At 57.8% G+C, this 20,662-nt stretch carries 19 protein-coding genes and 2 tRNA genes; 11 read left to right on the top strand and 10 right to left on the bottom strand.

Annotated elements, in window-relative coordinates:
- Nucleotides 1-149 precede the first annotated feature (149 nt).
- Entirely contained in the window at nucleotides 150-1,133 is a 984-nt protein-coding gene (locus tag CIC07_RS00695) for a diaminopimelate dehydrogenase (protein ID WP_076359601.1), read from the top strand.
- Between the two features lie 611 nt (nucleotides 1,134-1,744).
- Here CIC07_RS00695 and CIC07_RS00690 read toward each other — a convergent pair.
- The 3 genes from CIC07_RS00690 to CIC07_RS00680 form a co-directional block, all read right to left on the bottom strand.
- Nucleotides 1,745-2,950 (bottom strand): hypothetical protein, encoded by a 1,206-nt coding sequence (locus CIC07_RS00690; RefSeq protein WP_139334465.1) that lies wholly within the window; start codon nucleotides 2,948-2,950, stop codon nucleotides 1,745-1,747.
- A 655-nt stretch (nucleotides 2,951-3,605) separates the two neighbouring features.
- Nucleotides 3,606-4,652: a sulfurtransferase gene (locus tag CIC07_RS25260; protein WP_234993107.1), complete on the bottom strand. Its 1,047-nt coding sequence runs from the start codon at nucleotides 4,650-4,652 to the stop codon at nucleotides 3,606-3,608.
- A gap of 434 nt (nucleotides 4,653-5,086) precedes the next feature.
- On the bottom strand, nucleotides 5,087-6,604 hold the full coding sequence (locus CIC07_RS00680) for an MFS transporter (protein WP_076359602.1): 1,518 nt from the start codon (nucleotides 6,602-6,604) through the stop codon (nucleotides 5,087-5,089).
- A gap of 132 nt (nucleotides 6,605-6,736) precedes the next feature.
- Here CIC07_RS00680 and CIC07_RS00675 point away from each other — a divergent pair, with 132 nt between their 5' ends.
- Nucleotides 6,737-7,237, top strand: coding sequence for a GNAT family N-acetyltransferase (locus CIC07_RS00675; RefSeq protein ID WP_076359603.1), 501 nt, complete (start codon nucleotides 6,737-6,739; stop codon nucleotides 7,235-7,237).
- Between the two features lie 111 nt (nucleotides 7,238-7,348).
- On the opposite strand, the gene CIC07_RS00670 is transcribed toward CIC07_RS00675, so the two are convergent.
- Complete coding sequence (locus tag CIC07_RS00670; RefSeq protein ID WP_076359604.1) at nucleotides 7,349-8,578, bottom strand: EAL domain-containing protein; 1,230 nt, start codon at nucleotides 8,576-8,578, stop codon at nucleotides 7,349-7,351.
- A 254-nt stretch (nucleotides 8,579-8,832) separates the two neighbouring features.
- Nucleotides 8,833-9,126, bottom strand: a complete 294-nt coding sequence (locus CIC07_RS00665) for a hypothetical protein (RefSeq protein ID WP_076359665.1) — start codon at nucleotides 9,124-9,126, stop codon at nucleotides 8,833-8,835.
- A gap of 209 nt (nucleotides 9,127-9,335) precedes the next feature.
- Here CIC07_RS00665 and motA point away from each other — a divergent pair, with 209 nt between their 5' ends.
- On the top strand, nucleotides 9,336-10,139 hold the full coding sequence (gene motA, locus CIC07_RS00660) for a flagellar motor stator protein MotA (RefSeq protein WP_048745204.1): 804 nt from the start codon (nucleotides 9,336-9,338) through the stop codon (nucleotides 10,137-10,139).
- A complete protein-coding gene (motB, locus tag CIC07_RS00655; protein WP_021882141.1) occupies nucleotides 10,123-10,953 on the top strand; it encodes a flagellar motor protein MotB in 831 nt (276 codons plus the stop codon). The genes motA and motB overlap by 17 nt, the downstream gene beginning before the upstream one ends.
- A 266-nt stretch (nucleotides 10,954-11,219) precedes the next feature.
- Here motB and rluF read toward each other — a convergent pair whose 3' ends face one another.
- Nucleotides 11,220-11,942: a 23S rRNA pseudouridine(2604) synthase RluF gene (gene rluF / locus CIC07_RS00650; RefSeq protein WP_076359605.1), complete on the bottom strand. Its 723-nt coding sequence runs from the start codon at nucleotides 11,940-11,942 to the stop codon at nucleotides 11,220-11,222.
- Nucleotides 11,943-12,029: 87 nt separating this feature from the next.
- Nucleotides 12,030-14,231, bottom strand: a complete 2,202-nt coding sequence (locus tag CIC07_RS00645) for a HAMP domain-containing histidine kinase (RefSeq protein WP_076359606.1) — start codon at nucleotides 14,229-14,231, stop codon at nucleotides 12,030-12,032.
- Between the two features lie 470 nt (nucleotides 14,232-14,701).
- On the opposite strand from CIC07_RS00645, the gene tadA reads away from it, so the two are divergent.
- The gene (gene tadA, locus CIC07_RS00640) at nucleotides 14,702-15,184 is read left to right on the top strand and encodes a tRNA adenosine(34) deaminase TadA (RefSeq protein ID WP_076359607.1); all 483 of its coding nucleotides are present in this window, start codon (nucleotides 14,702-14,704) and stop codon (nucleotides 15,182-15,184) included.
- A 57-nt stretch (nucleotides 15,185-15,241) separates the two neighbouring features.
- Here the strand turns inward: tadA and CIC07_RS00635 are convergent, their stop codons facing one another.
- The 3 genes from CIC07_RS00635 to CIC07_RS00625 all read right to left on the bottom strand — a co-directional run bounded on the left by CIC07_RS00635 (nucleotide 15,242) and on the right by CIC07_RS00625 (nucleotide 17,136).
- Nucleotides 15,242-15,454 carry an aspartyl-phosphate phosphatase Spo0E family protein gene (locus CIC07_RS00635; protein ID WP_234993108.1) on the bottom strand — a complete coding sequence of 71 codons (213 nt, stop codon included), beginning with the start codon at nucleotides 15,452-15,454 and terminating at the stop codon, nucleotides 15,242-15,244.
- Nucleotides 15,455-15,616: 162 nt separating this feature from the next.
- Nucleotides 15,617-16,723 (bottom strand): DUF1648 domain-containing protein, encoded by a 1,107-nt coding sequence (locus CIC07_RS00630; RefSeq protein ID WP_076359608.1) that lies wholly within the window; start codon nucleotides 16,721-16,723, stop codon nucleotides 15,617-15,619.
- Entirely contained in the window at nucleotides 16,720-17,136 is a 417-nt protein-coding gene (locus CIC07_RS00625; RefSeq protein ID WP_076359609.1) for a GntR family transcriptional regulator, read from the bottom strand. Before CIC07_RS00625 ends, CIC07_RS00630 begins: the two co-directional genes overlap by 4 nt.
- Before the next feature lie 214 nt (nucleotides 17,137-17,350).
- Between CIC07_RS00625 and CIC07_RS00620 the strand changes: the two genes are divergently transcribed.
- The 6 genes from CIC07_RS00620 (at nucleotide 17,351) to CIC07_RS00595 (ending at nucleotide 20,658) form a co-directional block, all read left to right on the top strand.
- A complete protein-coding gene (locus CIC07_RS00620) occupies nucleotides 17,351-17,551 on the top strand; it encodes a hypothetical protein (RefSeq protein WP_076359610.1) in 201 nt (66 codons plus the stop codon).
- Between the two features lie 49 nt (nucleotides 17,552-17,600).
- Nucleotides 17,601-17,677 (top strand) — tRNA-Arg (locus tag CIC07_RS00615).
- Nucleotides 17,678-17,806: 129 nt separating this feature from the next.
- The gene (locus CIC07_RS00610; protein WP_076359611.1) at nucleotides 17,807-18,184 is read left to right on the top strand and encodes a PH domain-containing protein; all 378 of its coding nucleotides are present in this window, start codon (nucleotides 17,807-17,809) and stop codon (nucleotides 18,182-18,184) included.
- Between the two features lie 85 nt (nucleotides 18,185-18,269).
- Nucleotides 18,270-18,346, top strand: a tRNA-Pro gene (locus CIC07_RS00605).
- 134 nt (nucleotides 18,347-18,480) lie between these two features.
- Nucleotides 18,481-19,548 carry an SPFH domain-containing protein gene (locus CIC07_RS00600; RefSeq protein ID WP_076359612.1) on the top strand — a complete coding sequence of 356 codons (1,068 nt, stop codon included), beginning with the start codon at nucleotides 18,481-18,483 and terminating at the stop codon, nucleotides 19,546-19,548.
- Nucleotides 19,549-19,554: 6 nt separating this feature from the next.
- The gene (locus tag CIC07_RS00595) at nucleotides 19,555-20,658 is read left to right on the top strand and encodes a TFIIB-type zinc ribbon-containing protein (protein WP_076359613.1); all 1,104 of its coding nucleotides are present in this window, start codon (nucleotides 19,555-19,557) and stop codon (nucleotides 20,656-20,658) included.
- Nucleotides 20,659-20,662: the final 4 nt, after the last annotated feature.

Raw genomic sequence — 20,662 nt, 5'->3', positions numbered from 1 at the left:
ACCAACCGCGGAGAGGTCTCAAATGGGAACGGGACGGGGTCGAAGGGTTTCTCCCGAATCCTCTTTTTTCATGAACTAATTTACACTTCATGTAACCTCTATATATACTGGATGGATATACATAATGAACCCAATCGGGAGGGATTTTGGTGCAAAAGACAATCAAAATAGGCATCGTAGGTTACGGAAACCTCGGAAAAGGCGTGGAGAAAGCGATCGCTCAAAATCCGGACATGGAGCTTGCGGCTATTTTTACCCGCAGACAGCCTGATGAAATGATCGGCGGAGAAGGTATCCGCTTCGAACATATTTCAGCCGTAGAGCAGTATAAGGGGATTATTGATGTCATGATCCTATGCGGAGGCTCGGCTACCGACCTTCCTGAGCAGACTCCCGCGATTGCGGGAATGTTCAACACCGTCGACAGCTTCGATACCCATGCCAAAATTCCGGAATTCTTTGAAAAGGTCCATGCCGTAGCCCTGCAGTCCGGCACCCTCAGCATTATCTCGACAGGCTGGGACCCGGGTCTGTTCTCGCTCAACCGTCTTCTGGCGGAAGCCATTCTTCCCCAAGGCCAAGAGTACACGTTCTGGGGCAAAGGCGTCAGCCAAGGCCACTCCGATGCGATCCGCCGGGTACCTGGCGTCAAGGCAGGAGTTCAATATACGGTGCCGGTTCAAGAAGTCATCGACCAGATCCGTTCGGGTCACACGCCGGAGCTCGCGACGCGGGACAAGCATGTAAGGGAATGTTATGTCGTTGCGGAGGAAGGCGCGGACAAAGAGGCGATTGCCGAGACGATCGTCACCATGCCGAACTACTTCTCCGACTACGATACGACCGTAACCTTCATTACCGAAGAACAGCTGCAAGCCGAGCATCAAGGCATGCCGCATGGCGGTTTTGTCATCCGGAGCGGTGTGACCGGTACAGGAACGAAGCAGATCATGGAGTTCGGCCTGAAGCTCGAAAGCAATCCGGAATTCACGGCAAGCGTTCTGGTCGCCTGCGCGAGAGCGGGGCATCGTTTGAGCCAAGAGGGAAATAAGGGGGCGAAAACCCTTTTCGACCTTCCGATCGGCTATTTGTCGCCGAAGTCGGCCGAGCAGCTGCGGCGCGAGCTTCTGTAGCCGTTTCCTCCGAAATATAAAAAACGGCATTGCCAGGCAATCTTGCCCTGGCAGTGCCGTTCTTCCTTTTCACAGACTATGCCTATTCGCTAATCAGACGCAAAGAATTCAAAGAGATTTTCGTAGACGTGGTTTTCCTTGCTCCGCTTCTATTTGTAGCGCTAGGCCGCGGAGTCTGGGATACGAGGGAGAGAGCGGATAAGGCCTGAATGGCAGCTGGGGAAATTTCTCGGATGGCGGAACGATAAAGCGGAAAGGAAAGGCCCCTGCAGATCCTTCTGCGGGGCCTTTTTGGTGTAGCTGATGAGTCTGTGCTCAATGGTTGTCGCTTCGTGCTGAGTACAATAAAATAATTCCAGCTATTACAAGCAAAACAGGAGCAAGGAACCAGAATATATGGACGTCAAATAAGCTGTACCGGAACGCTCCTGCGTTGTCATAGCCTGCGGTATATAACGATTTTAGACATGAAATAATGAAGCCTGTACAGAGTACGATGACAGCTGAAAGGAGAGAAGTACACCCTAGAAAAATTCTAATGTTAATCCCCCCGTTTATTTATTTCCATCCACGATGATAGTATTCCTTTTCAATTGATAAGTCTAGTTCAGTCAGAAGCTGTAGGATAAATTCGTTGCCGTTGTCGTATACCATGTAAGGTTATTCGAATATAGGTTTCCGTTGCCAAATTGATGACTTGCCGAGAATGATAATACCTTGTTGGTTGCATTGATTAAAGCCCCATGGCCGACTGTGAATTTTGAACCGGAGAGCCCATATCCTGAAATGGAATTTCCATTTCTGGAATAATAATTGGTTGTAAGCCCACTTGTCTTATCCCCTATTCCCTGCATTACAGTGGAAGATTGACCTTGCCAAGTATAGTTGAAACTCAATTCAATTCCCGTACCGCTTACACTAGCACCAATTTGGTATTGAGTAGCATTTTCCAAATTAAGACCCGACGTATTAGGGGACCAACTAATCAGTTTATTGGTTGTTGAGTTCGTTCTAATATTGGATTTATAACCAGCCGTCCATACCGCATTGTTTGTATCCGCCACACCAGCCGGTGAAATTTGGGAATCCGCAAGAATATAAAAATGTGTACCCGCACTATTAGCATATAAAATATAATCAGTTACTGCCTTTCCAGCGACATAGCTTACTGAGCCTCCACCCGGAGGTGTATATGAACCATTTACAGAAAAGGACTTCCTAATGCTTGTTAAAATATCGCCTTGTTGTGCCGTTGCCTGAGTAGAAACCTTAAAGTCCCTTGAAGAAAACTTGGCATCCATGTCACTTTTAAATTGAGAAATCAACGGATTCATTTCATTTGTCCCAATCATCTCTTCGGCGGAATTAAGCTGATTCGCAGCTCTTGAGGGCTCCTCGTTTTGAAGGACCGTTACTTTACCATTGGCATTATAAATGGCAATTAGATTTGTTTTCATGGGGACAACAACGTTTTTTTCACCATTAACAGTAGGTGTACTTTCATCAAGCTGAGCGTTAGGCTCTATTTCAGAGAACTCATCATTATCCAAAAACAATGGTACATGCAATGGCCGCAAAATTTCTTGGTACAGCGAAAGCTTTTGAATATTCTCTCCAGTAAAAACAATAGTGTTTCCCGGTTTATCCAGATGGTTTTTAATTTCACTTAATTTAGGAGCTAGCTGCGATTGGGATAATACATCAAGATTATAAGTTATGGTCGTTTCATTTTCGGCGGCTGAAGCAGTAAGCGAATAGGTGCCAGAAAGAAGAATGCTCAATAAGGAAAGAATTATAGACCATTTAAAAATTTTCAACTTCTGAGCCTCCCCAAGAGAATTATCGGCCGATGGTGAATATTAAACAAAATGATTTTATCTAAATCCCATATTTTATAATATTATTAATTATCTTGGGTTTTCCTTGTCCCGGTTGACTGCCACTTGTTGTAACGGGGGTGGCAGCGAACGGGAATCGTAGCCTAAGGTGCAGCGGAACAAGATTTGTCACGCCCGAGATGCCGATGTGAACCCAAGAACAACTGAAATGCAATATTAGATGGCTCGGAACCGAGGTTAGAAGGTGACAGCGTGACAAAAGTTAAGCTCGGAGCCGCGGAGAAGGAGCGAAAGGAACTGCCACCAAGGTGACAGAAGGTGACCGAGGGTGACAGTGGAGTGACAGTGGAGTGACAGGACAGAGCAAAAGAAGAAGTTTCTTCTTTTAGTTTAGCTAGCGCTCCGCTTTTTGCCTTATAAGGGTGTGGCTGAATAATGCTTTTGACCTTACAGCTCTTCAACAACCATTTGACCCGATCACCTCGCTGTGGTTGGCTCCGGGGTTCCTGCACTGCTTTCTTCGGGTTCTTGTTTGCAAGCTGTTTGCAGAAAAGCCCAAAAAGGACTGCAACAGGCCACTCGCTCCTAACCTGTCACAGCCCCCAAACCCGCGTCCGACACGGCTTCTCGGTTCTTACTCGTCCCCTGTCGCCACCGGATTATCGCTGTACGAAATCCAATCACTCCAGCTGCCCGCATACAGCTTCACATTCGTGAAGCCTGCCGCTTCCAGAGCGAGCACGTTCGGCGTGGCCGTTACGCCGGAGCCGCAGTAGACAATCAGCTCGCGGTCCTTCGGAATGCCGGCGAAAGCCTCGTCCAGAGCCGCGCCGGACTTCCAGCGGCCCTGCTCGTCCTGAACGCCCTTCCAGAACCGGTTGACGGCGCCGGGAATATGCCCGGCCTTGGCGTCGAGCGGCTCCTCGATGCCCGCGTACCGGTTCGGGTCGCGGGAGTCGATCAGCAGCGGGGCGGCGGCTTCGCCCGCCCCTTCCGCTGCCTCGTTCGGCTCCTCTGCCGAGCCGAACGTCGCTTCGAGGCCGTCTACGACGGAGGCCTCGACGCCGAGGCGGTCAACCGGGGCCAGATTCCCCGGTTGGACCGCCTCCACGGATGCGCGCCCGCCGGCCGCATCCGTCCCGGCATGGCCGCCGCTGCCGCCGGCGGCCCAAGCCCCTGGCGCCGCCGCAGACGAGGCGGCGCGCACTTCCTCCAGGCCCGCGAGCCGATGCGGCTGCGGCCTGGCGGCAAAGCCGCCCGGGACGACGATGCGCGTCTCGGCCGTCACGGGAAAGCCTGCGGCTTGCCAGGCGCCGAAGCCTTCGTCCATGACGTAGACCGCGTCATGACCGAGCCAGCTCAGCAGCCACCACAGGCGCGAGGCCATCGCCCCGCCCTGGTCGTCGTACGCGACGACACGGGAGTCCGGGCCGATGCCCGCGCGGCGGAACACCGCCTGCAGCGCCTCCGGATCCGGCAGCGGATGGCGCCCGCCATGGTCTCCGACCGGAGCGGACAAATCCTGCTCCAGGTCCAGGTACACGGCGCCGGGAATATGGGCTTCCTCATAGGCAGAGCGCCCCGACAGCGGCTTGCCGAGCGCGAACCGGCAGTCCGCGATGACGACATCAGGTTCATACATCCGGGCCAGCAGCCATTTCGGCGAAACGATGGTTCCCATGGACGAAATCCTCCTCATAAGCGAATAGGCTTGGCTCCGATTCAAGCCTGCGCCGTGATCGGTTCCAGCGATTCTAGAAGCGTGTTGAAAAATAGGTGGCCTGCGGTCGGTATGGGTCTCCAATCGCTGTTGTCCTTCTGATTTCATTGAATAAGGGATTAGCAGTTGAAATCAGACGACTAAGGCGGACGCCGACGGTTTTCCGACTCGATTCCGACCCCCCGGTCACTTTTTCACCACGCTTCCAGAGCTTGTTCTGCAAGTACCCAGGCTGTTCATCCGAACAGGAGGCCAATGTCAGCCTCTTCTATTCGGCTGCTCGGCGCTCTTTCCCATTGCCGATGCAACTTTTCCGTCTTTTTTGCTTGACTCGGCCGGCTCAACCCGCTACCGCCGATACAGCTTTTCCATCTTTTTCAGTCCAACCTTCCGGCTCACTCCGCAGCAGCCGAAGCCTCCCCGCTCTTGCGCTCCCCGCCCCGCATCGCCAGAAGCGCAAGCAGCAGCACGAGCAGCATGGCGGCCATCGCGGCGGTCATCTGCAGCAGGACATGCCAGTCATAGGCGTCGAGAATCCAGCCCGCCAGCTTGGGAAAGAGCGCGCCGCCAAGGCCGCCGCAGGCGACCATGAGGCTCGTCGTGCGATCCGTCATGCCCGGCAGCTTCTCGTTGACGTAGATCAGCGCGACCGCGAAGATCCCCGCCATGAACAGTCCGGCGAGCGCGACGAGCACCAGCATCCAGGACAAGCCCGACTCCGATACGCCCGACATCAGAACGAGAGACACGAGCGATGCTCCTACGGATGCGAGCAGATAAGTCCGGTAGCCCGCCGCCTTGGTCGCCGCTCCGATGAACAGCCGTCCGGCCACCATCGTGCCCCAGAACAGGCTGAGAACGGCCGAGGCTTCCGCTTCCTTCAGTCCAGCTTGCGCGGTCATGACCGAGGGCAGATAGTTCGCGAACACCATCTCCATTCCCACATAGAGGAAAAAGAACAGCATGCCGGCCATCAACAGCGGCATCGAGCCTCTTGCATAGCGGGGACGGACAGGCCGGTCCGCCGGCTCCGGCGAGGAGCCGGCGATGCTGCCGGCCGGCTCGGCGAGACCTTGCCTCGCTGCGGCCGCCCCATGGCCTGGATGCCCGCTCTCCCCTCTTGCATCGGCCATAACAGCCGTACCTCTGCCGGAACCGGCAGCAGGCTCAGCGGAAGAAGCCAGCCTTTCTCCGGCAAGCCCTCCGTCTTCACCTGCAGTTCCGGCGGGCACGGCGCCCTTTTCTCCGGCGTCTTCGCCATCCGTCCTCTGCTTGACCATGACCGGACCATCCAGGCCCGGCGCAGGCGCTTCGCCAGACGAGCCTTCAAGGAGAACGGGCCGGCGCGGAACATAGGCCACCGCCTCTTCCGCCTCCCCGAACGACAGCGTCATCCAGAGCAGGAGGCAGATGCCCGCCAGCGCGGTGAGCACCGGGAAGCTCATGGGCCAGATTCCGCCCTGGATGAGCAAGGAAGCCACTCCGGGCATTACGAGCGCTCCGACGCCGAAGCAGACTTCGAGCCAGCCCATTGCGGAAGCTTTGCCTTTGACGAATACGTCCATGATCAGCGCGCCTACGACGGCCTCTGTCATGCCGAAGCCGAACCCGGCCACCGGCGCGACCAGCAGAATGATATCCCAAGGCGGCAGCGTGCTGTACACCGCTTCGGCAATTGTCAGCGCTCCCATAGCGAGCACCAGCGTGCTCCTGCGGCCGATCCGCGAGGAGAGAGCCGGCGCCGCCAGAACGCCGATCAGAAACCCGATGAATTGGTTGGTGATCCATTGCCCTGCCGAGCTGTAGTCAAGCGCATACTCCTTCATGACCGGCTCCAGCAGCGCCCCGGCGACGACATGGGCAAGCCCTATGACGAAATAGGACAGGCAACCTAGCAAAATCAGTTTTCGCATCGCAGCTCCCTCAGGTGCAAGTTTGACATGATGAGTTCCTGTTGTCTCCCCATCATATCATGAGAGCAATCGGGAATGGTATAATGGCCATGCTGGGCAACCGTTATCACGGCCGAAGGAGTGAACCCTTATATGACGAATAAACCCGACGGCGGGCTGGGCTGGCAGGTCGTGCCCATGACGGAGCGGCATGCCGAGGAAGTATGCGGCTGGCGCTTCGAGCCCCCCTATGACGTCTACAATAACGATCCTTGGGAAGTGCTCAGAAAGCTGGAAATCGAGATCGGCGATCCCAAGCTCAGGCAGGAGCAGTATGCAGCCGTGGTCGACCCGGAGGACGGCGAGCTGATGGGCTATGCGCAGTTCTTCCCCATCCAGGGCGTCACCCGCCTCGGTCTGGCGATGCGGCCCGATCTGTGCGGAGACGGGCTCGGCCCGGCCTTCGTCTCGCTGCTTGTCCAAGAAGCCAAGCGGCGCAAGCCCGGAGACGAGATCGACCTCGAAGTGCTCATCTGGAACCGCCGTGCGAAGCGCGCCTACGAGAAAGCCGGCTTCCGGCTGACCGACACCTACGAGCGGGGAACGCCGGAAGGACCGAAGATGTTCCACTGCATGGTGTACAAGGGACGCTGACCGTCAGCGGCTGGGATGGAACTCAGCCTTATTCATCCAGCCGCACGGATGGACACTGGCTCTATTCCTTCCATCATTTCGGACTCCCTGCAGCCTCCATACGCTCTCCCGTCAGCCCAGCTCATCCTCCCGGACGTCCACAAGCAGGAACATGTCCGGTCCAGCCGGCAAGGACACGGTGCGCACCCGGCCGTTCCGGTCGAGGTCCGTATAGGGCCTTGAGATGGCGAAGCGCCGTCCGGACAGCAGCTCCACGCTGCTGTAGACGAAGTAGGGACGCCAGCTCCAGTCCGAGCCCCGATACCGCTCCTCCTGAATCCACCCGCCCTCCGTCCGCTGGTAGTTGGCGGAGAGCTGAATGCCGTCGGACCGGCACAGATAGGCTCGGATGCAGCCTGCATCGAGCTTGCGGAGCAGCGGCGCCAGGAAAGCCTCTTCGCCGCCCTCCCCTCCGCTGTCCCGGAGCAGGCGCTCCGCCTCGCAGGCGAGCTCCTCGGCCTGCTTCCAGCGACCGCTTTCCTCTCCCGCCTGCTTCCGCTTGGTCTCCAGCAGCTCCGAGTCCAGCAGACGCTTGTACCGGTCCCGGCTGCCGAAGGCAGCCTCCGCTCCCGAGAACAGATAGCCTTGCACGTAGCGCGCTCCGGCCGATATCGCCCGCTGCAGATCCTGCCGGGTCTCGACCCCTTCCATGAGCAGGGAGGCGCCGATGCCGTCGGCGATGGCCGAGAGCGATCTCAGCACCCCGTGGAAGCCTTCGTGATGGGCGCTCCTGGACACCATATTCATATCGACCTTGAGCATGTCCGGCTGGATATGCGCGATCCGGTCCAGATTGCTGAACCGGCTTCCGACGTCGTCGACGGCGATGCTGCAGCCCGCCCGGCGGAACTCCCGCACGGCTCCCACGAGGCATTCGATTTCACCGTCGAAATCCTCTTCCGTCACTTCGATGCAGATCAGGGCTGGATCGACGGCCCATCTCTCCAACAGCTTCAGCATATGAAGGACCGAGCTGTCCACGCTGCCGGAGGAGCACCCGGACAGCCAGCCCGGCTGCAGATTGATGAACAGCTTCTCGGTCCGCCTCATCCGGCCATGCTCCTGCACCGCCTGCTCCCGGATGAAGGCGTCGAGCTCCCTCTTGGCTTCCTCGGAAACGCCGGGATGGCTGAAATAAGCCCCCAGGCTGCGCGCGCCGAAGGCTCCGCAATCTCTTCCAAGGACTTCGTATCCGGTTACGATCCGGGTATCCAGGGCCAGGATCGGCTGATAGTAGGCTCTCGGGTTCTGCGGGCGGGACGGCTGGTCCGCCTCCGGCCGCTCGCTTGAATCCATCGTCATCGCTGGGGCCTCTCCTGTACCGGTCAATTATGTAAGGTAATCTGACATTAATTGCTATTGTATCGGACTCTCCCTTGCGTGACAAGCTTTCGAAGAGCTCCGGAGAGAGCAGGGAACCCTTTCCCCAGCCTTTTTTCGCGCATCGCGATCAGCCGGCATGCGGCACGCATCCGGCTGATCGTTTTTTCCATCTCCACTTTCCCGGCGCATTCCTGCCCGCTCCCGGCTGACGCATCCCCATTCCCGGCGATGGCTCAGATCAGCCGCACGATGCGGGCTTCCTTGCCGTCCACCAGCACCTCAATGACATGGAACTTGGGCTTATAGGCGACGATGCCCTCGCCCACATGCAGGATCGGCTCCTCGCCGAGGCCGTAGAAGACATCGTCCGCCAGCGCCTCCATCACTTCATGCTTCTCCTGGTCGCCAAGCCCGCTCCAATCCTCCTGGCTCATATCGAAAAAGGAGTAACTATCGCGAATCGCGCTCACCGCGACCGTCAGATCTTCCAATATTTCCTTGTATTCCCTCGCATGCTTCACGCCCATGCCTTCCGCCATCCTTCCTGTAAATACGGATCTATTTTCCTATTGTACACGGATATGAGGGGCCTTAACGCCTGGTGACACAATAAAAGCCAAAATTTCTCTAATCGCAACCAGCCGAGAAGTCGATATATAGGACACAAAGGGCTCGGCTCCGCATCGCCTCGGCGCTTGGAGAGCCTGTCATCAACCATTCTTGGACGGGGTGTATTATGGAAAAATCCACATTCATCGGTATTGTACTGGGTTTTGCGGCCGTATTGGTCGGCATGGTGCTTAAGGGAGCTCCGCTCCACAATCTCGCTAACCCAGCGGCATTTATGATCATCATTGTCGGAACGGCCGCGGCGCTCTTCATCGGCTTCCCGATGTCGGAGATCGCCAAGTTCCCGACTCTCCTGAAGCTCGTCTTCTTCAGTCCCAAGCTGCTTTCCCGCCAAAATCTGATCGGCATGTTCGCGGACTGGGCTTCCGTAACCCGCCGCGAAGGACTGCTCGCCCTGGAGACGAAGGTCGAAGACATCGAGGACCCGTTCCTGAAGAACGGCATGCGCATGATCATCGACGGCAACGACCAGGACTTCGTGCGCGAGGTGCTGCTCGAGGACATCGCGGCGACGGAGGACAGGCACAAGGCCGGCGCCCTCATCTTCACCCAAGCCGGCACCTACGCCCCGACGCTCGGGGTTCTCGGAGCCGTTGTCGGACTCATCGCGGCCCTCTCGGACATGAGCGACATGGAGAAGCTGGCGCATGCGATCGCCGGCGCGTTCATCGCGACGCTGCTCGGCATCTTCACCGGCTACGTGCTGTGGCATCCAATCGCCAACAAGCTGAAGCGGATCTCCAAGCGCGAGATCCAGCTCAAGCTGATGATGGTTGAAGGCCTCCTCTCCATCCAGTCGGGCGTCTCGACGATCGCCATCAACCAGAAGCTGTCGGTCTACCTGACGCCGAAGGAACGAATCCAAATGCAGGAATCGAAAGAAGGGAAGCTCATTGAGCAAGAAACATAAGCACGACGACCACGAAGAGCATGTGGACGAGTCCTGGCTCATCCCCTATGCCGACCTGCTCACCCTGCTGCTCGCCCTCTTCATCGTTCTCTACGCCTCCAGCTCGGTCGACGCCAAGAAATTCGAGCAGATGAGCCGCGCCTTCAACATCGCCCTCAGCGGCGGCAACGGCGTCCTCGAGAGCTACAAGTCGATCGACGCCCAGGCGATGGTATCCGACAAGAAGGAAAAGGAGCAGGGACAGTCCTCCTCGCAGTCGACCCAGGACTCCCAGAGCCTGGACAAGGCGATGCAGGAGCTGATGCGCAAGGAGCAGGAAGATCTCGAGAAGCTCAAGCGCCAGGTGGACAAGTACATCAAGGACAACGGCCTCAGCACCCAGCTGGAGACGAAGCTCAATCAGTCCCGCCTGATGATCACGATCAGCGACCGCGCCTTGTTCCCTTCCGGCAGCGCGGCCGTGAAGCCCGAATCCCGCAAGCTCGGCACCTTCATCGGCGGCATGCTGCAGAAATATCCCAATTACGAGATCATGGTGTCGGGCCATACCGACAACCAGCCGATCAACAATTCGGAATTCAGCTCCAACTGGGATTTGAGCACGATGCGCGCCGTCCGCTTCATGGACGTCCTCCTGCTCAATTCGAACCTCGACCCGAAGCGCTTCAGCGCGGTCGGCTACGGCGAGTACAAGCCTCTGGCCACCAACGACACCGATGTCGGCAGAGCCAAGAACCGGCGGGTCGAGGTGTCCATCATCCGCAACTACGCCGAGCCTTCAGCCAAAAGCGAGGTATCGGAAGTATTCAAGTAGGAGAGCTTCCTCTCCCTCCGACCGCAGCAAGCTCTTGCACCAATGTGCCGGCGCGCAGGCATCCACCCTCGCATGGCTGTACCCAGTCATCGCCGCTTCAGCGCCCGTCATCACAAAAAGCCCCGCTTCCGCCGGTTCAACCGGAGAAAGCGGGGCTTTTCAGCATGGCTCGCGCGGGCCACGCTCGGCGGCGGAGCCAAGGGAGGCAAACGATTTCCTGGACACCCTCAAACGGCTCCATCGGCAGCTTGATTCCTGCCGCCGTCTCAGCTCCGGCTTCCTGCGGGCGAAGCCGGCTCATAGTCCAGATCGGAGAACAGCTGCTGCAGCTCCTCGCGGCTGAGATCGCGCCACTTGCCGACCGGCAGGCTGCCGAGCTGGATGTTCATGATCCGCAGCCGCTGCAGCCGGCGCACCTTGTAGCCGAAGGCGCTGCACATGCGCCGGATCTGCCGGTTCTTGCCCTCGGTGAGAATGATCCGGAAGGTCCTCTCTCCGACCTTGGTCACCTTGCAGGGCAGCGTCATGCTGCCGAGGATGCGGACCCCCTCGCTCATTCCCTTCAGGAACATCGGCGTGACCGGCTGGTCGATGGTCACGACGTACTCCTTCTCATGGCGGCCTTCCGCGCGGAGAATCCGGTTGACGATGTCTCCGTCGTTGGTGAGCAGAATCAGACCCTCGGAATCCTTGTCCAGGCGTCCGATCGGGAAGATCCTTTCCTTATGGCCGACAAAATCGACGATGTTGCCTTCGATGTGGGACTCCGTCGTCGACGTGATGCCCACCGGCTTGTTCAGAGCCAGATAGACATGGCCCCGATGGACGGATACCAGCTCGTCCTTCACCCGGACCTCGTCGCCATCCTGGACTTGGGATCCCAGGACGGCAAGCGCGCCGTTGATCGTAACCTGTCCGCCTTCTACCAGCTTGTCCGCTTCCCTGCGGGAGCAGAACCCCGTTTCGCTGATCCATTTATTGATACGCAATCGATCCACCTCGGCTCTCGCTGCCTGCCTAAGCGCCGCTTCGGCAGCAGCTTCAATGGTACCATTGTACCACACCCGCAGCCGCTCTCAAGAAGCTGCTCCGTCTCCGCCGCTGCGCCGATCGGGGGACATGGGCAGCGTAATGAGGATGGATGTGCCTTGGCCAAGCTTGCTTTGGATTTCCATGCGGCCTTTGTGGCTCTGGATGATCCGCTGGCTGACCATGATGCCGAGTCCCGTTCCGGTTTCTTTGCCCGTAAAGAAAGGATTCCCGATCTTGGGGATGATATCCTCCGGAATGCCGATCCCTTCATCCGTGATCCGGACCGAGACGGAATGCGGCTCTTCCCTTTGGATGTCGAAGTATACGTTGCCCCCTTGAGGCATGGCTTTGATCGCGTTTTTGATGACATTGATGAATACCTGCTTGAGCTGGTTCTCCTCGCAGGAGATCAGGCAGCTGTCCTTCGTGAAGCGGGTATGGAAGACGGCATTCTTGAGATGTCCCTCGCTGTCCAGCAGCGAGATGACGTCGCCGAGCGTATACCGGACATCCTTGATTTCGAACTTGGCGGCTTGGGGCTTCGCCAGGATGAGAAACTCGCTCACGATCAGATTGATCCGGTCAAGCTCGGCCAGCATGATGTCGTTATGCTGCAGATTCAGCCTGCCGCTCTGCTGCTGCAGCTGCAGGAATCCCCGCAGCGTCGTCAGCGGATTGCGGATTTCATGGGCGACGCCGGCAGCGAGCTGGCCGACCGTCGTCAGCTTCTCGGATTGCCGCAGCAGCTCTTCCATCTTGGCTCTGGAGGTGACATCGCGGGCTACCGCCACCAGGCTCCACACCTCTCCCTGCGAGTTGCGGACGGCGGACATCGTCACGCCCACCATCAGGTAATCCCCGTCCTTATGGCGCCATTTCTCTTCTCCGGGCGGCAGCGCCTCCCCCTGAAGCATGCGGGCGAGCTCCGGATTCCGGTAGGCATGCTCGACGGGATGGACGACATCCGTAATGCGCAGAGTCGAAATGTCCGCAGGAGAATACCCGAATGTATGGAGGAAGGATTCATTTACCCTCAGCAGATTCCCGTCCAAGCCGATGATGACGATGGAATCGGCCGTGTTGTTGAAGATCGATTCCAGCTCTTCCTTCATGAGTGCATTTTCATTGACGGCCGCCTTAAGCTTGTCCGTATACGATTTCAGGCTTCCCGACATATGGTTGATGCGGCTCGCCAGCTCTCCGATCTCATCGCTGCGCTTCACTTCGATATCCCGGTCGAACCTGCCGAACGCGACTTCGTTGACTTTGTGCAGAATCCCCTTGAGCGGCCGCAGGAGCAATTGGATGATGATCCATGTCCCGATCAGCGTGGCGGCAAGGATGAGCAGAGAGCTGCTGATCTGATTGCGGCGGTGCATGGAGGAAAGGCTCTCGATCTGGGTCCGGTCGACGACGACGGAAATGACGTAGCTGTTGTTTTGAGCTTCCTGGAAGGGATACCAGGAACGGAGCACGGACTTGCCTCCGATGACCGCTTGCTCCGACTGCGCCCGGCCTGCTTCCGCCAGCTTCAGCAGCTCCATGCCCCGCGGATCCGAGGCATACTGCTCGCTTCCGTACTTCAAGGCGCCGGCATCGGCTCCCTTTTGCCCGCTCAGGCTCCAGATGCCGATCTCAAGCACCTCGGGCTGATAGATCCTGACCTGATCGATCAGCGTATCTGGAGAGTATCCATGCGTATAGATCGTCAAGGCAATGATGTAGGGATGCTCGGAATCGGTGTAATAGCCCCAGGAGACAGGAGCCTTGCCTCCATCCGAGAAGGTATCCTTCATGAGATAGCGCTGCCCGCTGGCTGGAGGCCCCAACGTCCACTCCACAGGAAGATCGCTCCTCCCGAGCGCCAGTTGGCCGATCCGTCTGGCATCGCTGGATGCGACGATCTGATAGCCGCCGGACACCGGCTTCAGCAGCTCCAGCTTCTCGGCTCCCGTCAGCTTGGCCGCCTGCTTGAGGCTGGCCTGCGTATCGTCTTTCCCTACCAAGGAGGCCGCCTGCACGACAGCGTGGCGCAGAATCGTCGCCGCTTTCTCGCGCTCCTTCTCCCTTCCGTCAAGGAATTCTTCCACCAGAGCCGACGTATGCTTCCCCACCGTCTCCGAGAACATGGTCGTTTGCGAGTTCAGCTCCCGGCGGATGAAATGATCATTAATGAAGACATTCAGGACCAGCATCACGCTGACCAGCACGGAAATGATAAGGGAAAGCCTGGTTTTGACGGACAATGCCGGACACATCCTTATATGAGGATCAATATCCAGATGATACCACATATATCCAAGCTGCGGCCTCTTCTGTTAAGGGTCCATCGGCATAAAAGGACTTTTGATCCACAGATCGACGTCCCCCTCTACTCTCTTTCGGATGTATTCACAGCTCTGTCCACAAAAACGATGACTTATCAACATTTTAAGAGAGTTGTGCACAGCGTTTCGGTGGACAGTTTGCGGGAAGATTCTAATAATTTATAGTTATCCACAAAATTGTGCACAACATGTTAACAAAAGAATGTTTGTTCGTAGCATAAAACGCTATTATTCGACATCCCCTCCCTGTCGAAAGTCACTTCTTAACGGGAGGATCGCGCTGATTCGCTTGCTTCGGCCTTTTATGCACAGATTCTGTTGACAAGCGGCTTGCATCCGCCCCGGGTATCGGGGACAATAAGTCCATACACCCGCATCAGGAAGGAAAGATGGATTTGCTTCGTCAGGAAGAAGATGAACGCTGGATGCGCGAGGCGATCGCCGAGGCCAGAAAAGCGGAAGCGATTGGAGAGGTGCCGATCGGCGCCGTTATCGTGCACGAGGGAAAGATCATCGGGCGCGGCCACAACCTGAGGGAATCGCTGCCCGACTCCACTGCGCATGCGGAGATGCTGGCCATCCGCGAAGCGAGCCGGAGCCTTGCCGCATGGAGGCTGCTCGACTGTACGCTGTACGTCACGCTCGAGCCCTGCCCGATGTGCGCCGGAGCCTTGGTCCAATCCAGAGTCAAGCGGGTTGTGTACGGCGCTCCCGATCCCAAGGCCGGCTGCGCCGGCACGCTGATGAATCTCCTCGATGAGCCGAGGTTCAACCATGAAGCCGAGCTCACGTCCGGGGTGCTGCAAGAGGAGTGCGCTTCGCTGCTCACCGATTTTTTCAGGCGTCTGCGCAAATCCCGTGCCAATCGGTAAAAACAAGTAAGGGCCTGCAGGTCCGGTTCTCAAGGGAGGCATCATCCGCTCTCTTGCTCACCGGGCCGCAGGCCCTTTTTTCCATATCCGTTCGAGCTTGAACTCGCGCTGCTGCTGCTGCAGCTCGACAATCAAGCGGTCCGCTTCCTCGCTGATGGCCAGAACTTCGGGATCCGTCAGGCTCCCCCGCTCCTCTGCTGCCTGGTATAGCCTTCTGCGCAGCTCCTGCAGCCTCTCCAATCGTTCGTTCCTCATCATATCGTCGCTCAAGCTACGCTCCTCACCTGGATGCTTCTTCCGTCGGGCTGTTCTTTATTATACCCGTATGAGGAGGATTTGTTTGTAATAACTTGTCGACAAAATAACGATAAATAATGGAAATATTCGACAAATCCGCTTTTGGATTAAGACTTTTGACTCATTTGAATAGGACTAAAGATTCAAAATTAAGGGAATCAAGGCAAATCCGAGGATACCAGCGAGGATCACCCACGAAACCGGATGGCCCCAGTTGAGCGTAAACCCGATGCCCGTCCGCTTCTCGACGAAAATGGCGGAGTCCGACCGGTCCCAATAGAAAGCTCCCGCCTTCCATTTCGCGTCCTCCCCCGGTCTCGAAGCCTCCATCCTGTTCTTGCCGAGCTTCATCATGCGGACGACGACAGCCGCCGACATGACAAGCGGCGCAATGCCCGCCGCCCCGATCAGGACTCCATTCATCCGGCTCCCGCCGTACAGCATGAAGACTTGCAGGAACCCCATGAAGATCATCATGCCGAGGCCCAGCAGAAGCAGGAGCAAGGACATCCCTTTGCGGTAGCGGCGCTGCTGCTCCTCCGAGCGCTCCGGATCGGCCGGATCGATCTTCACCCGTGCGGCCCCCGTCGTGTAGTTGACGAAGATGAATACGGCCAGCATGAACAGCTGGACAAAATTCATCTGGAATACGGTGCCGTAGGATTTGGCCTCAATCCGGTCCGGAATTCCTCGATCGTTATAGTGGGTGATGATGCTGTCCGGTATTCGGTCGTACAGCAGCCAAGCGGCCCCCGCGCAGATCAGGATGACGAGCAGATGGGGAGCAAATGCATACAGCGGGTAGTGAAGCCGCTCCTTGCGGATCGACAGGCTGGCGGCGATCCTTCTCTCCTCCTGCCAGCCCGCCTCGCGCTTGAGGCGCTCCGCCTTCTGATGGAAGGCGACGAACAGGCCTCCGGCAATGCCGAGCAGCGCCAGCAGCGCGCCGACCGGCAGCGTCGCCAGCCATTGCGTAAGGTCATCGGCCGGCATCGACCCGCCTGTTCTCCAGAGGATTCCCGCAGCGACCAGGATGCCGAATGCGAGACCGTACCCGATCACCTGACCCGTATAGGAACGGCGAAGCCTGCGGACGCCATCATCGTCGACGGCCGACTTCGGAACCGAGATTCCGAACAAGATATTCCGCGGTGCAAGGGACGGCTGGAACGCCGCCACGGCCAGGATGAGCAGATAGACAGCCCCCATCGTCAAGCCGAATCCGTACATTGACATGTTCATTGCTCCTTTCCCCCTTCATGCGTATCTTTTGCTTGAGGCCGGATGCTCCGATAGGCGCTTCGGCATCTGTCCAGAAACTCTTCCTCCCGCATGCTTCGGCATAACGCCTCAGATGCAAGCGATTCCAGCTTCCGGTCCATCCGCGCTCGGAAAGCATCCGTGACTGGCAGCGATCCAGCCGCCTGCACGACCGCTCCCTTTTGCCGGTGGATGTGGACAAAGCCCTCCTGCTTCAGCAGCTGATACGTCTTGTTGACCGTATGCAGGTTGATGCCGAGGTCGCCGGCAAGGCTGCGGACCGAGGGAAGATTCTCCCCGGACTCCAGCCGGCCCGATGCGATGCCTCGGACGATTTCGTCGTATAGCTGCGTATAGAGCGGAGTGTCGGACTCGTAGTCTATGGAGACGATCATGGCGGCATCCTCCTCCTTGTTCACTGTGTGTTTGTTATATACAAAGTATAACAGATAGAACGAGGTGAGGCAACCAGGCTTCCGCCCGTTCTCCTTGCCGGCTTCAAGTTCTGAATCTCGTCCCATCCTCATAGAGATAGAGACAGAGAACAGGTTTGGCGGGCTCGCTCGACGGGAAAGCTGATAGGAACGCAAGCGGGAGGATGGATGAACGATGATGGAGAAGAAGCGCAAGGAGCAATTCGCCGCGGGCGCCAGAATGGTGTACTGTCTAGACACGCATCGCCTACTGGCCGCCGATGACCGGCTCTATGTATTCACCACGGCATTCCGGACCTGGAGAGGCGTCAACTATCCGATTGCGGTCCGCAGGGAATCGCTGCGCCCGTCCTATCCGATGGCCGTGTCGGATTGACTCACCGGTTGCAGGGACGCCGCCAACCATGGTATAGTAAATCCGATGCGCGCCCGTAGCTCAGCAGGATAGAGCGACAGTTTCCTAAACTGCAGGTCGTACGTTCGAATCGTATCGGGCGCGCCATATCTACCCAAATGACCAAGAACCGCACGCTTGTGCGGTTCTTTTTTTATTTTCGACCCGTAGAATTGGAACTTTCTGTCTCATTGTGCGTTAGAATTGGAAGCGTGATGAAGGAAAGGGCGATGATCAATGGGCTTATTCGACGGACTGATGGGGAATGCATCCGAGCTTGCTCCCGCCGAGGTGCAGAGGGAATTCCAGCATATGCTGGGCCGGAACGAACGCGTGGAGAAAGCCTACAAGCTGATAAGGGACATGTTCCTGTTCACCGACCGCAGGCTGATCCTCATCGACAAGCAGGGACTGACCGGCAAGAAGACGGAGTACCATTCGTACCCGTACAAAAGCATCACGCATTTCGCCGTCGAGACGGCCGGCCACCTCGATCTGGACGCCGAGCTCAAGTTCTGGGTATCCGGCAGTCCGACACCCGTCTCGAAGACGTTCAACAAGTCTCTCAATATTTACGAGCTTCAAGCCGTTTTGACCGAATACGTGTGCAAATAAGCGTGAGCCCTTCTTCCTCTAGGATGAGGGGCTTCCATCTTTACAGCTCCTTTGCAACCATGCTATTATTTTTTTGCAAAGTTTTCGAGACGTGGCTCAGCTTGGTAGAGCGCTTGCTTCGGGAGCAAGAGGTCGCAGGTTCAAATCCTGTCGTCTCGACCATCACAAACCCTTACAACCGGTGCCTGCAGGCAGCGGTTTTTTTGTTGTTTCCTCCGTTCTTTTTACCAAACGGTGTCGAATCGGCCCATGCAGCGTTTATAATAGGGTAAAACCTTACCGATCGGAGGCGTCGCATGGGACTGTTCGATTTTCTGAAAGGCCAATTCATCGAAGTGATCGAGTGGCTGGATGACACCGGCTCCATGGTATACCGTTTCCCCGTCTACGACAATGCCATCAAAATGGGAGCCAAGCTCGTCGTACGCGAATCGCAGGCTGCCGTCTTCGTCAACGAAGGCCAGATCGCCGATGTTTTCGGCCCCGGCACCTATACGCTGAGCACGCAGAACATGCCGGTGCTGACCGCCCTCAAGTCGTGGAAATACGGCTTCAACTCGCCGTTCAAGGCCGACGTCTACTTCGTCAGCACGCGCAACTTCACGCAGCTCAAGTGGGGGACGTCCAATCCGGTCATCATGAGGGATGCGGAATTCGGCATGGTGCGGCTGCGCGGCTTCGGCAACTACGCCCTGAAGGTCCATGATCCGGCCGTATTTCTCCGGGAAATCTTCGGCACTCAAGCGACGTTCTCTGCGGAAAATGTCGGGGGCTACCTGAAATCCGTCATCGTCTCCGGAATCAGCGACCTGCTGGGCGAATCGCGTATTCCCGTCATCGATCTCGCCGCATCGTACGACGAGCTCGGCAGCGCCGCGGCCGCCAAGCTGCAGCCCCAATTCGCCTCCATGGGGCTGAGCCTCACCGCCCTCACGATCGAGAACCTGTCTCTGCCCGAAGAAGTGGAGCGCGCCATCGACCGCAGATCGTCCATGGGGATCGTGGGCAATCTGGACACCTATATGAAATACCAATCCGCCGAAGCGATCCGTGAAGCGGCCAACAACCCGGACGGAGGCGCCGGCGCGGGCATCGGTCTCGGAGCCGGGATGGCGATGGGCCAGGCGATGGGCCGGATGCTGTCGCAGCAAGGCGAGGAGAGCGCGGGCAACCATTCAGCTGCGGGCGGAAGCCCGGCAGGAAGCGGCGAACCGGCAGGCGGCTCCTCTGGAGGAGGCTCGGCGGATAGCGATGCGCCGCAGAATTCCGGCACCGCTCCAGGCAGCAAGAAGTTCTGTTCGGAATGCGGTCAGCCGCTCGCACCCGGAGCGAAGTTCTGCTCCAACTGCGGAACCAAGGTGTAGATTCCGATGGCCGAAGAAGTGAAGGTTCCGGAGGTCATTGCGTTTCCTTGCGCCGGATGCGGGGGGCCTATGCTGTTCGATGCCGACAGCCAGCAGCTCAAATGCCAGTACTGCGGCCGCTTGCAGGAGATCGAGGAAGACCGCACCCCTCCCAGCGAGCATGACCTCGAGGATGGCAGGGACGATGCCGATACGGATTGGGGCATCTCCCAGATCGCGGTCAAATGCGGCAATTGCGGCGGCGAAAGCCTCATTCCTGCCCAGCAGACGGCGACGGTATGCGTATTTTGCGGCTCGCCCAAGGTGCTGCCCCAGCCGGAGTCGGCCAGCATCCGCCCGGAATCGCTCATCCCGTTTCATGTCGACAGCGAGGCTGCGGAGGCTTCCTTCCGTGCCTGGAAGAAAAAGCGCTGGTTCCTGCCCAACGCCTTCAAGCGGGAGCGCACGGCCGCGCGCCTGTCAGGAATCTATATTCCCTACTGGACATATGATTCGGACACGGACTCCTCCTACTCCGCCCAGCGGGGCGATTATCACTACCGGACCGTGACCCGCACCCGGACCGTGGACGGCAAAACCGAGACGTATACCGAGCAGGAGCGCTATACGGTCTGGCATTACGTGAGCGGCAGCTACAGCCATTTCTTCGACGATGTGCTCATTCCCGCCTCCGGCCAGTACGACGCCAAGCTGCTGGACCGGCTCGGCGACTTCCGCCTGGACGGACTGCTCGGCTACAAGCCGGACTATCTCAGCGGTTATGTCGCCGAACGGTATTCCATCGGCCGCTCCCGGGGCTGGGAGCTGGCGAAAGCGAGAATCGCCTCCTCGGTGGAAGGCGCCGTCCGCTCGCAGATCGGCGGCGACGAGATCAGCCATCTGAGCATCGGCACCCGGTACGCCAACCAGACCTACAAGCATCTGCTGCTGCCGGTATGGAACGCGGCCTACACGTACAAATCCAAGCCTTACCGCTTCATGGTCAACGGGCAGACGGGGCTTGTATCCGGCCACGCACCGCGCAGTCCTTGGAAAATCACCTTGTTCACGCTGGCTTGCCTGGCGGTCGTCGCGGCGGTCGTGCTGCTCGTGATGAGCCGCCAAGGATAGCGCC

The sequence above is a fragment of the Paenibacillus sp. RUD330 genome (genome assembly GCF_002243345.2).
In the GTDB taxonomy this organism is placed as follows: domain Bacteria; phylum Bacillota; class Bacilli; order Paenibacillales; family Paenibacillaceae; genus Paenibacillus_O.
This window is presented reverse-complemented; position numbering and strand designations above follow the sequence as displayed.